General features: G+C 45.2%; 13 protein-coding genes and 1 pseudogene. 8 read left to right on the forward strand and 6 right to left on the reverse strand.

The features are described 5' to 3' along the window. Nucleotides 1-18: 18 nt before the first annotated feature. Nucleotides 19-726: a glycosyltransferase family A protein gene (locus HFE01_RS21820; RefSeq protein WP_107734882.1), complete on the reverse strand. Its 708-nt coding sequence runs from the start codon at nt 724-726 to the stop codon at nt 19-21. 215 nt (nt 727-941) lie between these two features. Here HFE01_RS21820 and HFE01_RS21825 point away from each other — a divergent pair, with 215 nt between their 5' ends. Continuing rightward, the gene (locus tag HFE01_RS21825; RefSeq protein WP_164965636.1) at nt 942-1655 is read left to right on the forward strand and encodes a GT-D fold domain-containing glycosyltransferase; all 714 of its coding nucleotides are present in this window, start codon (nt 942-944) and stop codon (nt 1653-1655) included. 210 nt (nt 1656-1865) lie between these two features. Continuing rightward, a complete protein-coding gene (locus HFE01_RS21830) occupies nt 1866-2993 on the forward strand; it encodes an SGNH/GDSL hydrolase family protein (protein ID WP_167438368.1) in 1128 nt (375 codons plus the stop codon). Between the two features lie 223 nt (nt 2994-3216). Here the strand turns inward: HFE01_RS21830 and HFE01_RS21835 are convergent, their stop codons facing one another. Next, nucleotides 3217-3633: a hypothetical protein gene (locus HFE01_RS21835; protein ID WP_019688458.1), complete on the reverse strand. Its 417-nt coding sequence runs from the start codon at nt 3631-3633 to the stop codon at nt 3217-3219. A 163-nt stretch (nt 3634-3796) separates the two neighbouring features. Between HFE01_RS21835 and HFE01_RS21840 the strand changes: the two genes are divergently transcribed. From HFE01_RS21840 to HFE01_RS21855, 5 genes and pseudogenes are all read left to right on the forward strand, one after another. Continuing rightward, complete coding sequence (locus tag HFE01_RS21840) at nt 3797-5776, forward strand: methyl-accepting chemotaxis protein (protein ID WP_019688459.1); 1980 nt, start codon at nt 3797-3799, stop codon at nt 5774-5776. Between the two features lie 57 nt (nt 5777-5833). Then, nucleotides 5834-6010, forward strand: coding sequence for a YjfB family protein (locus HFE01_RS21845; protein ID WP_016818514.1), 177 nt, complete (start codon nt 5834-5836; stop codon nt 6008-6010). 188 nt (nt 6011-6198) lie between these two features. Next, nucleotides 6199-7554 carry a dipeptidase gene (locus HFE01_RS21850; protein ID WP_017427362.1) on the forward strand — a complete coding sequence of 452 codons (1356 nt, stop codon included), beginning with the start codon at nt 6199-6201 and terminating at the stop codon, nt 7552-7554. A gap of 244 nt (nt 7555-7798) precedes the next feature. Next, nucleotides 7799-7930: pseudogene (locus tag HFE01_RS27705) on the forward strand (putative RNA methyltransferase); the annotation flags it as partial. 132 nt (nt 7931-8062) lie between these two features. Continuing rightward, entirely contained in the window at nt 8063-8662 is a 600-nt protein-coding gene (locus HFE01_RS21855) for a methyltransferase domain-containing protein (RefSeq protein WP_230877302.1), read from the forward strand. A gap of 70 nt (nt 8663-8732) precedes the next feature. Here the strand turns inward: HFE01_RS21855 and HFE01_RS21860 are convergent, their stop codons facing one another. The 4 genes from HFE01_RS21860 to HFE01_RS21875 form a co-directional block, all read right to left on the reverse strand. Then, nucleotides 8733-9167 (reverse strand): hypothetical protein, encoded by a 435-nt coding sequence (locus tag HFE01_RS21860; RefSeq protein WP_016818511.1) that lies wholly within the window; start codon nt 9165-9167, stop codon nt 8733-8735. 108 nt (nt 9168-9275) lie between these two features. After that, nucleotides 9276-9767: a hypothetical protein gene (locus HFE01_RS21865; RefSeq protein ID WP_013372771.1), complete on the reverse strand. Its 492-nt coding sequence runs from the start codon at nt 9765-9767 to the stop codon at nt 9276-9278. Between the two features lie 166 nt (nt 9768-9933). Then, nucleotides 9934-10416 carry a hypothetical protein gene (locus HFE01_RS21870; RefSeq protein WP_016818510.1) on the reverse strand — a complete coding sequence of 161 codons (483 nt, stop codon included), beginning with the start codon at nt 10414-10416 and terminating at the stop codon, nt 9934-9936. A 371-nt stretch (nt 10417-10787) separates the two neighbouring features. Next, a complete protein-coding gene (locus HFE01_RS21875; protein WP_013372773.1) occupies nt 10788-11015 on the reverse strand; it encodes a helix-turn-helix domain-containing protein in 228 nt (75 codons plus the stop codon). Nucleotides 11016-11321: 306 nt separating this feature from the next. On the opposite strand from HFE01_RS21875, the gene efeO reads away from it, so the two are divergent. Next, nucleotides 11322-12200 carry an iron uptake system protein EfeO gene (gene efeO / locus HFE01_RS21880; RefSeq protein ID WP_016818509.1) on the forward strand — a complete coding sequence of 293 codons (879 nt, stop codon included), beginning with the start codon at nt 11322-11324 and terminating at the stop codon, nt 12198-12200. The last annotated feature ends 2 nt before the right edge of the window (nt 12201-12202 follow it).

Consider the following 12202-nt stretch of genomic DNA (forward strand, 5'->3'; position numbering starts at 1 on the left):
ATAATCTCCTCCTGACCGTTACGAATTGGCAATGCCTGTGCCCAAAAATTCAGCCAGCACCGCGTTCATTTCATTTTCTGAGAGTCGATCCTTTGCCGGTACCTTTTTCACCGAAGTATTGGCGGCATGAATGACATTCACATAGTTGCGAAGCGGAATCACCTCATGCGGCAGCTCCGTTACATATCCGTGTGTGCCTTTCCCAGGAATAACGACACGGTAATCATTCAGAAATTCCTCTACTTGATAGCGGAACACATAAAAGGAAGGCGAGTGGTGAAACACAGGTGCCATCTGCCCCTCAACCGCATCCCACAAGTAACCCATTTGATTTACCAGCGCAACCGTATCCGGTTGAAACTTGTAATCATGTAATTGTTGTACAAAGGATTGGTGGTACAAATCATCGGAATCAATTCTAGCAATGAGCAGTTCGTCCGCTCCTTCGATGTACGCATTGATACGACGTTTACTTTCGATGCTCGTACCAAAACGGATGTGCTCAGGAATGGGCTCCCGTTGGGCCAGTTCCTCTTCCACAATGTCGCTGCATCCACCCGCCAGCTTGACGACAGATAAAAAATCCGTATTTGTCTGATTGAGCAGACTACGCAGCGTAAAGGTTCTGAATATATCCAGTCGCTCGCTGATCCACTCACGTGTCAGGCGGTTGGGATTCATCCCATAGTTATTAAAATTAATTTCAATCACAATCTTGCGATTCATTGATCTTCCTCCCTTTCATCCGTCTTCTCTCAAGTTATGAAGACGCTTCTGAAACGGCACGTACAGATGCAACAACTCTCGCAAAAATAGGTAGAATCGAAAAAGAATAGCCGTTCATACAAAAACCTTTTAACTTTCGACATATGATAGAATACGAAGTTTTTTGCTTTATTTGAAAAGTTGAACAAGCAGGACTGACAGGGAGGAAACGAGATATGACGGATTCAAAGTATCTGGAGATTGACGAGGTATTGAAACGTTTGAAGCTGGCACTCGATCAGCACCAGCCCTTCTCGCTCATACGTATTGGAGATGGCGAAAATTTGGTATTGGCTCAAGACACCGTCTGGCCGATGGAAAAGGTGTTACAGGAACGCTGGGCGGTCAAAGCCAATCTCGGCCAAAAGGGGCTGTTTCTGCCTAATACGGACCTACGAGACGCAGTGGCACTGGCAGTGAGCAAAGCCAGCGTCGCAGGCATTTTGCCATATGATGACGAATCTATTAAAGCACCCTCTTATATGAAGCGGGAGTTGACCGATCAGGTCTTTGCTCACTACGCTCTTTCCCCTGCGCTGACTTGCCATGCCTGCCTGAATCGATATTTAGCGGAGACACCCGCATTCTGGGACATCCTAAAAAATCGACGCATTCTGCTGGTGACCCGGACGGCCGCTGAAGTAAAGCCTGTTCTTGAAGCCAAGCCGTACGGGCTGCATATCGCGCACACGCTCGCATTTCATCAATATGAACAGATGCCGGAAACACTCGGGTGGATCACAGCACATAAAGATGACTTTGATATTGCGCTGTTCTCTTGTGGTGTCAATGCAGTAGTATTGGCGCAAAAAACGGCAGAATTAACTGGCAAAGTAGGTATAGACTTCGGCAAGGCGATTAATATCGTCATGTTCGGCAAAGCGAATTAAAGAATAAAAGTAATAGTCTGAAAAAAATCAACTTCGTTATTGGGGCTCCTCATATCAAAAAAAGCATCAGCAAAATGAAACCTGCTGGTGCTTTTTACTATCCATTGCTGCTCTAAACTTACTTAAAAATAGAATTGAGATTCTCTGTCACTTCTTTTACAATATTACAGAAACTGGCATTCATTCGAGATCATGAGGAGGATGTTGAATATGTCACATAACAAGAGATTGAAGACATATCCAATTGCAAAAACAAAGCATGTAAAGGTTCATGGTCGAACTACGCCAACACTCACCCCTCTCACTCTATTTTGGACAGGCAGCGGCATTGAATTAAATATGAAAGGCTCAGAGCTATGGATTGAAATAGAAGCCGATTATCAGGTATATGAGCCCTGGATCAGTATTGTCATCAATGGTGTCCCGATGAGTCGCCTGATGGTGACCGCTGGGCGACATTGGATCTGTCTTTTGAGAGGGTTGAACTCTGACACGGTCAAAAATGTCCGTATCGTCAAGGATGTCCAGCCTATGAGCTCGGACCCGCGCTGCTTGTTGCAAATTCATGCGCTGAAGGTTGACGGAGAATTGCTGCCGGTCCCTGATAAGCCCCTCAAAGTAGAGTTTATCGGGGACAGCATTACTTCGGGAGAAGGAACGATTGGAGCGAAGGAGGAGACAGACTGGGTTCCTATGCTATTCACAGCCCTACGCAATTATACAGCTATAACAGCCGAGGCACTGAATGCGGATTACCGAGTGTTCTCACAAAGCGGATGGGGTGTGCTAACCAGCTGGGATAACAATCCACATGGGAACATACCGGCATATTATGAGCAGGTATGCGGTGTGCTCACCGGAGAGAGAAATGAAGCATTAGGAGCATTTGCCGATCATGATTTTACCTCTTGGCAACCAGACGTGGTCGTAGTGAACTTAGGGACTAATGACGGTGGGGCCTTCTATTCTCCAGCATGGACAGACCCGGTAAGTGGGAAAGTGTATAAGCAACGTTTGAATGAGGATGGCACATTTAATGAAGAAGATGTACATGCTTTTGAAAACGCTACCGAACGCTTTCTTGTCAAGCTTCGGAATTGCAATCCTACTGCCCATATTGTGTGGGCCTATGGGATGCTTGGTACTCCGATGATGTCAGCGATCTATCGGGCGGTCGATGCGTACAAGAATAAAACGAGGGATCGCAGTGTGTCCGTATTCCAACTGCCGAACACGACAGAAGAAACGATAGGATCTCGCAGCCATCCCGGACTCCTCGCCCATACCAAAGCGGCAGACGAGTTGACTCAGTATTTGCAAGAAATTTTAAAGAATTAGCAGCCCGTAAAAGCAAATCAACTCTGTTGTACACACCATGAAGTAATCACAACAACCATATCATTTATGTTCTCGGTGTTGTAAGGAGTACAGACAGCCACAAGCCTGCGGCAAATGTCTACCCCAGGCTGTGGCTGCTAGGCTTAAAGCGCAGCTGCCTAATCATAGGAAAACCATGAACAGGCAGCGAGCTCTGAACCGGAGAATACTTGTCTGATATATTTTACAAAAACGGAGTTGAAGCGATACCCGTGAATACTTCCGGACCATTGCGGACAGTAGTCGAAACACCGGAAATATAAGAAGAATATACCGTTTGTATGGCCCAGGGAGCGGACAGATCCTGTGCATTAAAAGCTTGCGTTTCATTAGATCCTGTCACGCCTAATACCCCCTCGGCGCGGTAGACTACCTCGTTCGGATCATAGTCGGCTCCACGTACGATTTCCACCGTATACGTATCACCAAGCTCACCGATCAAGCCAATCGAACCACTAAAAGTCACAATCGGACTCGGCACAAGAAAGGTTCGCAGCGTAATCATACCGAATCGCTCTGGTACTGGACCCAATTGAATATCGGGACCCTCCCCTGTTTTTGATGAACTGGTGGAGCTTCTCATATCCAGAAAAAAACCCATACCTTATCCCTCCAAGTTGCATGATACTCCATGCTATGCAAGCAATTCTTTGGCGTATTGGACAAATTAGTAATAAATCTATCAATTCAGCTCGAAAAAACCGATAGTAAATACATATGGTATAAGCTTTAGAATGAATATATAGATAGAAAGCAGGGGTTTGATGAAACAACTGAAACGACTGAAAACATTAACACTACGCAAGAAATTGACAGCGGCATTCCTGCTGGTCATGCTTGTTCCTAGTATCATTGTGGGCTCTTTCTCTTATCAGGCAGCATATAACCAGACAGATCGCCAATTACAGGACAGTGCGACATCTAGCGTTACTGCATCTGATCGCGCAGTTACTCAAACGATTCAAGCCAAACTCGCCGATCTCGAATATTACTCCACAACATTGACAGCTAGTGATAACAGTGCTGAAGCAGATGATGCCATTCTAAAAAGATTACAAGTGTATTTGAAAATGCATGCGGAAGTTGTTGATATGTTTGTAGGCACTCCCGAAGGTAAACTCATTATCGGCAAAGCCGTAGGCTCCACAAACGATCCACGGGAGCGTCCGTGGTATAAACAGGCCATGGAGAAACCCGGTCAAACCGTAATCAGCCCTGTCGGGCTCAATACGGCCAAGGTCCCCGTTGTGTATATTTCACGTACACTTCCCGACAACAGCGGTGTTCTCGGTCTTTCTCTGAATTTGAATAATTTAAAAGAAATCACAAAGCTAAGAATCGGACAAAATGGCTATATTGTGATATTTGATAGTACCAAACGTATCGTTACTCACCCGACAGAAGTCAGCGGGAGTACCGAAATGGGAGAAAAAACGCCTCAATTGTTTGACTCCAAGGAGGGTAGCTTCGATTACAATGCCGCTGGTGTAGCTAAACATCTGATTTTCAAAACCAATGAGTTGACAGGCTGGAAAATTGCCGGAACGATGGACAAATCAGAAACCCGTGCCTCCGCCCAACCTATTCTTCTCACGACAATCGTAGTGTTGGTTATTGCAGCCATCATCATTGGTGTGCTCGCAATGTGGCTGATCAACAGTATCCTTAAACCCATCCATAGATTGCGTAATTCTATGGATGCTATCAGCCAAGGTAATCTATCGATTAACGTGGCTACGAACAGCACAGATGAAATTGGCGAGTTATCAAGATATTTCCAACAAATGGTGGATAACCTACGTAACATGATTAGAGAAATTCAAGCAATGACAGGTAATTTGTCAGCATCCTCGCAAGAGCTTGCCGCAGGTGCAGAACAAACGACCCGTGCCATCGAGCATGTGACCATAGCCATTCAAGATGTGGCTGCCGGCAGCGAACGTCAGGTAGACAGTGCTAAAGATAATCAGAAACGAGTTAGCGGCATGTCTGCTGACATTACAGCTATGACCGACACCATGGCAGAAATGACCACTTATTCCGCACAAGCTATTCAGGCGTCGGATGCAGGCAGTGAGCATATCGGCAATAGTGTCATCTCCATCGATGGAATTCGCACTACCGTGGAAGAGCTCGATACGATTGTCAGCGCTTTGAGTGACCGTTCCGGACGAATCGGGACGATTGTCACCGTCATTACGGAAATTGCTAGCCAGACTAATCTGCTCGCACTGAACGCTTCTATTGAAGCAGCGCGAGCTGGGGAGCATGGCAAAGGTTTTGCTGTCGTAGCAACAGAGGTCCGCAAGCTGGCTGAAAACTCAGCTTATTCCGCACAGCAAATTCGTGAACAGATTCAAGGGATACAGAGCGGTGTATCTGAAGCCCTGGTCGCTATGGAATCTGCCAAGGAACGCGTAACGGAAGGTATCAATTCCATTGATCTATCCGGTCGCTCCTTCTCGCGCATCCGTAGAGCAGTAGCCAAATCAGCGAAGCAGCTCGATAACGTGGCCGCTTCTACCGCGGGAGTTGCCAATGGAACGAATGCAGTCGTTAGCAGCATGGAGGAAATTACACGCATCGCTGAAGAAGCAGCATCTCATACAGAGACCGTGTCCGCAGCCGCAGAGGAACAGCTCGCCTCCATGGAAGAGATCGGTTCGTCTGCCGCAGATTTGACCCGTCTGGCAGAGCAGCTTCAAGATTTACTGACACAATTCCAATTGGATGAAACAAAATAACCATTCCTACCGATAAATACAGAGAAAGCGAATTTTCAAAATGAAGGAGGATGGAACATGGATATCGCAGCATTATCCACAGGTATGAGTCAGGCCAGCTTGGCTCAAGCCGTAAGTGTGAAGGTATTGGGTATGGCTAAGGATCAGGCCAGTGAACAAGGACAGGCTTTGGTACAGATGATGGAAAAAAGCGTACAACCGCATCTTGGGGGTCATCTGGACATCCGAGCATAAGTACATCCTATTCATGATGAAAGGCGATTCTACTCAGGTCTGTACAGACCCGGGCAGAATCGTTTTTTTTTCTCCCTATTTTTCGTTCAGCATAAAACGTAGTAAACTAGACATATCGTCCACAACCTCGGTTCGGAGGATAGCGCAATATAAACACGATTTACATTTAAAAGGAGGATACATAGTTTATGAGTTATACTGAATATTTTGAAAAAGCCAGAGAACAACAACTGGGCGAACTACAGGAATGGCTGTCCATTCCGAGTATCTCCGCATTATCGGAGCACAAAAAAGACATTAATCAAGCAGCCGAATGGCTGGCGGCCAAACTGACTGCTGCAGGCTTGGAAAACGTTGAAATTATTCCAACCAAAGGCCATCCGTTAGTGTACGCAGACCATTTGCATGCACCTGGCAAACCAACCATCCTTGTGTATGGACACTATGATGTGCAACCTGTGGACCCGCTTCACCTGTGGGAAACGCCACCGTTTGAGCCATCCATTCGCGATGGAAAATTGTATGCGCGCGGAGCGACAGACGATAAGGGGCAAGTTTTCTTGCACATTAAGGCGGTTGAGGCCATTTTGAAGCAGGAAGGCAAATTGCCGCTGAACATCAAGTTTTGCATTGAAGGCGAGGAAGAAGTGTCCAGTCCGAACCTGCTTGAGTTTTTGCACACCGGCGCTGAACGCCTAGCAGCTGATGCTGTACTGGTGTCTGACACCTCTCTGATCGAAAAAGGGAAGCCTGCGATTTGCACAGGTTTGCGCGGACTGTGCTCACTGGAAGTCGCCATTCACACGGCGAACACGGATCTTCATTCCGGCTCCTTCGGTGGCGGCGTGCCGAATGCCCTGCATGCTTTGGTGTCCCTGTTGGCAACCCTGCATGATGACAAAGGCCGCGTTAGCGTCGAAGGATTTTACAACGATGTTGCTCCATTATCGGCAGAGATGAGAGAAGAATTTGCGAAGCAAGGCTTCAATGAGAGCAAGCTGCAACAAGATCTTGCACTTGATTCGCTCTATGGCGAAGAAGGGTTTAGCTTCGTCGAGCGTGTTGGGGCTCGTCCTACACTGGAGCTGAACGGCGTATATGGCGGCTTCCAGGGTGAAGGTACGAAAACGGTCATTCCGAAGGAAGCTCACGCTAAGATCACTTGCCGCTTGGTAGCTAATCAGAATCCGCAAGATATTCTGGACAAAATCGAGCGCCATTTACGCGCACACGTTCAAGCAGGAGCTACCCTGGATATTCAACAAGGTGAGAAAGCGAACGCCTTTAACATCGACCCGTCACATGCGTTCTTACAAGCAGCAGCGGATGCCTTTGAGAAGGTATACGGTGTACGTGCCCTCTTTACCAAGGATGGAGGCTCCATTCCGATCGTGGAAACCTTCTCCCGTGTGCTGAGTGCTCCAGTTGTATTGATGGGCTTCGGCTTGCCAGATGAAAACCTGCATGCACCAAACGAACATTTTAATTTGGAGAATTTCGACAAGGGTCTGCTGACGATTGTGGAGTTTTTGAAATCTGTGTAAGCATATGACAACTTCTAATGGCTAAGTTACAATAGAGAGGGCGAAAGCCCTTTCTATTTTTTTAGAGGAGTGCTGCACAACATGATTATTCAGTTCATTCGTTTACGGTAATGTGAGGTACAGTTCATGAAAACTCAATCATTTTTTCAAAAAATGGGTTGGGTTTATTTGGCTGTGCCTTTTTTCATTCACCCAATACGAATGAACGAGGTGCTTTTCTATGTCCAAATGGAATAAACACGAGATGAAGGCTAGCCTTATCAGGAAGCATCAACATCTTTTTAGTTGTCCTGTATGTTCTCAACCCATGCGTATAGTGGAAGGTAAAAGCTTCCTATGTACGAATCAGCATTGCTATGATCTTTCAAAACACGGGTATTTACATTTATCCGCCCGATCCCATAAAACCAAATATGATAAACAACTATTTAACTCCAGAAGAATGATGTGCAATAGCGGATTTTTTGATCCTTTAAATGAAGCCATAAGCTGCACGATGATGAAGTTTATGAAACCCCTGTACGATCAAAAATCACATATGTACTTGCTGGATGCAGGTTGCGGGGAAGGTTCCCCTTCGAGCCACATTCAGGATAAGCTTACCTGGAAGGGAATCACCGAGCTTACAAGCGTAGGTATGGACCTGTCTAAAGAAGGTATTGTGGCCGCAGCCAAAGCATATCCTCATGCCCTCTGGTGTGTTGCTGATCTCGCTCATTGCCCATTTGCAAATCAACAATTTGACGGTATACTCAATATTTTATCCCCTTCCAATTATGCTGAATTTAAAAGGATTCTTTCGGAGGATGGCTGCATTCTAAAGGTCATTCCCGAACCATATTATCTTCAGGAATTGAGATGCTTGTATGAACAGAAAAAGCCAACTTATTCAAATGACAATATATTAAGCCGGTTTAAAGATAGCTTTAATCTTCTATCCGCCGAACGAGTAACCTATCGCTTTATGCTAAATGCCGACCTTGTGGAGCCTTTGCTCCATATGACTCCCTTATCGTGGGGAGCTACGGAAGCAGACTGGCAGCGAATGCAGGAAATAGATTTACCGTATGTCACCGTAGATTTACTCATCTTATGCGGTAAAAAATAACATACCAAAAAGCATTCACAGCATGTGATTACGCATGCTCGTGAATGCTTTTTTTCGTTAATGCCGTCGCTTAAGGAAAACGAGTGTAGCGCAACAGGTGAACCAGCCGATTTAGTCGTTCTATCTCCCGATCCAACTCATGCAGTGGCTGCCCCGCCAAAGCAGCGTTCGCTCTCCGATCACGTAGCGGATTTATTTTCCGGCCAATGAGTTTCAGCACGGTGGCCTTCCCCATGTTATTCACCACCACATATTGCGTTAGCGGATCAAGCTCAATCCACAATACATGGTGCTGTTGAAAAAACAACAGTAATTGCTTTTTTAACTCATCCAGCTCATAAGGCTCACCTGCAATTTGCGGCTGATGATGAAAGGCAACATAGCCCATCACACGCAGGTCACTTATGATTTGTTCCAAATGAAGCGTTTCGTTTATGTACACATTGTTCGTGCTGATGCGGTTTCTTGCACCATTCGTACGATTTTCCCGGATGACGTTCACCACCTGACTATCGTTTATTTTAAGGTTTATCTTTCCCCTTTTTCACTGTAGCGCAATCGGTTTTAAAAAATCAGAACGTATACAAACCTTATGAACAAAAAAACAACCGGCTTATACGCCAGTTGTTTCCCGTTCCACAAAATACTTATTGGTCATATAATGAGCCTTGCCTCTAGAAGTATCAACCATTCCCTTTTTGTTGTCGAGAAAAACAATCTCCCGGCATTTGGTGCAGTACCACTTGGTCCGCTTGAAGGGGGATTCTGTTACATACGATGTACCACATTTGCAATCTACTTTAATTAAGGTTTCTGTTGATTTGTAAGCTTGAGACAGCTCTCTTAAGCCAGTATCCGGCTGTTGAATCGGGATAATGACCTCCTGATAGCTTGAATACTGATTGTGCACTTTAAAGTCAGCCACCAGTTCCGCATGCAGTCCAAAGTACTCTTTGCCAATCTCGGTTACAAATTTCTTGCCGATTCTGTAACACTCAAGCCATTCCTGTATCTGTTGATTAGACAAAGGCACCGTGCCCTTGATACCACTATTTAATGTGTAAGTCATGATGTATAAAGTATCATCTTGTCTATGTCCGTACATGAGAAGCCTCCTTATAATACACTTGATAATGTACTACAAAGCGTACAAAACATCAATTTTATTATTTGGCAAAAGATATAGTAGCATTTCCAAGTATGGATTTAATATATGGTGAAAAGCATATAAAGACGCGTGCGAGTCTGTTAGAAAAGCAACTGACAATCTGTCAGTTGCTTTGTCTTTCTACATAGTATTTGTTGGTCATGTACCAGGCCTTGCCTGTATTCGTATCCACCATGCCCTTTTTACGATCCAGGAACACAATATTGTTGCATTCCTTGCATGACCACTTGGTTCTCTTATGAGGTGATTCTTCTATGTAGGAAGCACCACATTTACATTCTACCTGAATTAATGTTTTATACTGACTATACGCTTCTACCAGTGGGTCCAGATCTACAGCTTTACGTTCCATTACAGGCTGTATCATGGATATGTGTTCTCTCTGCTCCGAGTATTCATTATGTACCTTGAAATCTGCTACCAACTCAGGGTTTAAACCAAAATATTGTTTGCCCACAACTGTTACAAATTTGCTGCCGATTCGATATGCTTTAATCCATTCCTGCACCTGTTTACTGGATAGGTCGACTGTTCCCTTTATACCGCTGTTCAGCGTGTAAGTCATTGAGTGTTGGTTGGGTGTCATATGTCTTATCGTTCACCTCCGATCAAGAATATACCACAGGTAGTCCTAAGCAAAAACCCGATTCAACTTCCATCCTGTCGTCATGCTAATTTGTATTTCATTCTTAGACTATCACCAGATGCATTTCTATCTAAATACAACTTTGTGGTACAGCTTCCACCTCAATTATTCATATAACTTATTGGAAAACGCATGGTATTTTCTTCCTTATCTATATAGTACACCACTTATACACAAATTCCCACATATTTCAGCGGTTTAATCGTTTTTTTCGTCATATCCTCAGCATGATCAAAACAAAAGCCTTCCCGACCACCCTTCATTGTTGAAGGATCATCGAGAAGACTTTGTACCCCGCAAGGAACGAGAGGTCAGATTTTTAATTCGCCAAGCCTGATTAATTCTACGACCGCCTGTGAACGACCTTTTACGTTCAGTTTCTGCATTACGTTGGAAATATGGTTACGCACCGTCTTCTCACTAATAAATAGTTGTCCGGCGATGTCACGCGTTGTTTTGTCCTGCACGAGCAGTTCAAATACTTCACGTTCACGGTGAGTTAACAAAAACTTGTTTTTCTGGTCGTTACCCTTCGTCAATTTCACCCCTCCTTGCTCGGGTTTTGTGTGGTGTAACAAGGTTAAGGGATACAGTCAACACATTTTATGTCATGTGCTCAGGTATGGTTCAATGTGCGGATAAAAATGGGCATAGGCACCTTACTTGTAGCTTTAATGACGAGTTGAACTTTGTGTCTAAAATATGTATTGACAGGCATTTAGGCCAGCCTTATGATAAGAAAAAATGCGACTGATAATCATTATCAAAAATGATAATTCGTTATAGAGATCGCGCTACAGACTATGGTTCAGGGCCAGTTTGGCCAGAAAGGGTGTTCATTGATTATGAAACTACGTTATGCCGTACCGGCCGGAGTGCTGGTCTCTTCTATTCTGTTTGCAGGTTGCGGACAAGCCGGAACTGCGGATCAGCAGCCTGCTGCAACATCCAAAGATACAGGAGCAACAACACAGACCACGACTCCTGCGGCGACTGCTCCCAATTTTGATCAAGCGGTTGCGGCTTACCGTACCTATGCAACCGAGCAATGTGATACGTTTGTGAAAAAGACAGAAGAATTCACGAACGCAGTCAAAGCTGGCGAGCTGGATAAAGCCAAGGCTTTGTATGCTCCAGCGCGTATGTACTATGAACGAATTGAACCGATTGCGGAAGCACTAGGCGATCTGGACCCGAATATTGACGCTCGTGACGGTGACGTGGATGCAGCGGATTGGCGCGGATTTCACCGTATTGAGAAAACATTATGGGAAGAAAACACCACCAAAGGATTGGACGAGTTTTCCGACCGCCTGCTGAGTGATGCCAAGCTGCTGCGTGCCAAAGTAGAAACAGTTAACATTGATGCCAGCTTGATGGTAACAGGTGCAGTCGAGTTGCTGAACGAAGTATCTACCTCGAAGGTAACGGGTGAAGAGGAGCGTTATTCTCATACGGACTTGTACGACTTTGCGGCCAATGTAGAAGGTGCTCAAAAGATTTATGACATTTTGAAAACAGATCTGAACCAAAAAGACGCGGCGTTGGAAAAACAAATTGGTGAGCGCTTTACAGCCTTACAGCAGGAGCTGGCTCCTTTCAAAGACGGCGAAGGCTATGTATCGTATACCAAACTGAAACCGGAAGAAATTAAAAAGCTAAGCCAGAACCTTGATGCTTTGGCAGAACCGTTGTCCCAAATGGGGAAATTGTTAGGAGTGTAATG

The sequence above is a fragment of the Paenibacillus sp. EKM10P genome, assembly GCF_011800655.1.
Classification (GTDB): Bacteria; Bacillota; Bacilli; order Paenibacillales; family Paenibacillaceae; genus Paenibacillus; species Paenibacillus polymyxa.